This is a genomic window from Tenacibaculum sp. AWR4_210, from assembly GCF_056160945.1.
The window spans coordinates 1-1,191 of record NZ_JBSWYF010000030.1; the positions used below are offsets into that span (position 1 = coordinate 1).

The 1,191-nt window shown below is 63.1% G+C and carries 1 protein-coding gene; it reads right to left on the reverse strand.

What is annotated here, in order from left to right; translation table 11 throughout:
• Nucleotides 1-42: 42 nt before the first annotated feature.
• Complete coding sequence (locus ACXAG7_RS19860; RefSeq protein ID WP_475168232.1) at nucleotides 43-882, reverse strand: sulfotransferase family 2 domain-containing protein; 840 nt, start codon at nucleotides 880-882, stop codon at nucleotides 43-45.
• Nucleotides 883-1,191: the final 309 nt, after the last annotated feature.

Genomic DNA, 1,191 nt, shown 5'->3' on the forward strand with positions numbered 1-1,191 from the left:
GGATAGAGCCGCGTGCCGGAGCCGCCGGCGAGGATGATGCCTTTACGCTTGGTCATCGTTAAAATGTACCTCAGTCGGGAGAAAGTCTGGGAAGGAAAGCAGCCGCGCATCGAGATGCGCGGCATAGAGGGTCATATCGCGGGTGTAGAGGTCTGCCACCCGGCGCGCCAGCACCGGGTCGTAGAGCTGGCCATGCGCCGGCAGCTTGCCGCCGCGTTTCATTTGGGCCAGCTCGGCGATAGGGGTGTCGGAAAAAGCGCCCTCGGGGATCATCTCGACCCGGTCGGTGCCATGGCCGGTGAGGCTGCGGGCGTCTTGCACGGTAAAGCCGATCGCCTGTCGCAGGATCGGGGCAGCCTCGTGGAACCGCTCTAGCGCGAAGACATGGCTGTAGTGTTCGTAGACCAGAAAGTCTTGCTGCGGGCGCCAGTGGATGTTGGCCTTTAGCAGATCCTCTTCGCCGAGCAGGGTGACGAAATCGCGGAAGGTCAGCGCGTCAGGGTCGAACCCGTCGCGGGTCAGCCGGTAGAGCTGCCAAAGCTCGGGGGTCTTGTCGACGATCTTGTCGAGAAACACGCTGGCCAGACGGGCATGCGGGCAGCGCAGCACGGTAAAGCTGAACGGCGCGCGCACCAGCTCGGGCAGGCTGGCGGCGAAAGTGCCGTTGTTGAGGTGGATCCAGGTCCAGTCCCCGGGGCTTGCGATACAGTTGTTGGCCAGCGCCATCGAATAGCGCAGCGTCGAGCAGGCGTTCTTCGGGATGAAGCTGTAGACCGCGCCGGAGCGGTAATGCACCAATGCGTAATGGGCTGCGAAGCCATGCGCTTTGTTCTGCGACAAGGTCACATCCTCGGAGCGGGCGTAGCGCAGCAGGCCGGTCATTGTCCGGTTCTTCCCGCATCGGTGCAGGGCTCCGTAACATCAGGCGGGCGGACCACAAGCCTCGCCTGGGGCGTGGCTCCCGAAAGGTCTGCCCCGGAGCCGCATGACAGAGACGGTTTGCGAACACGCCGCCGAGCTTTCGTTGCGCCCGGGCCGGTCTTTCCGAGAGTTTGCAGCGTCACGTCCTACTCCGTTCTCGGGGCGATCCCGTAAGGTTCGTACCGGAACCGATCAAAATCTGCACTGTAGATGCGGGCTATGCGGACTCGATCCGGGCGGGTCATTTTCAAAGGCTCAGCTGCGCTGTTT

Bases quoted from the DNA above. Each gene is read 5' to 3' on its own strand.
- ACXAG7_RS19860 (WP_475168232.1), bottom strand. From the start codon at position 882: ATGACCGGCCTGCTGCGCTACGCCCGCTCCGAGGATGTGACCTTGTCG.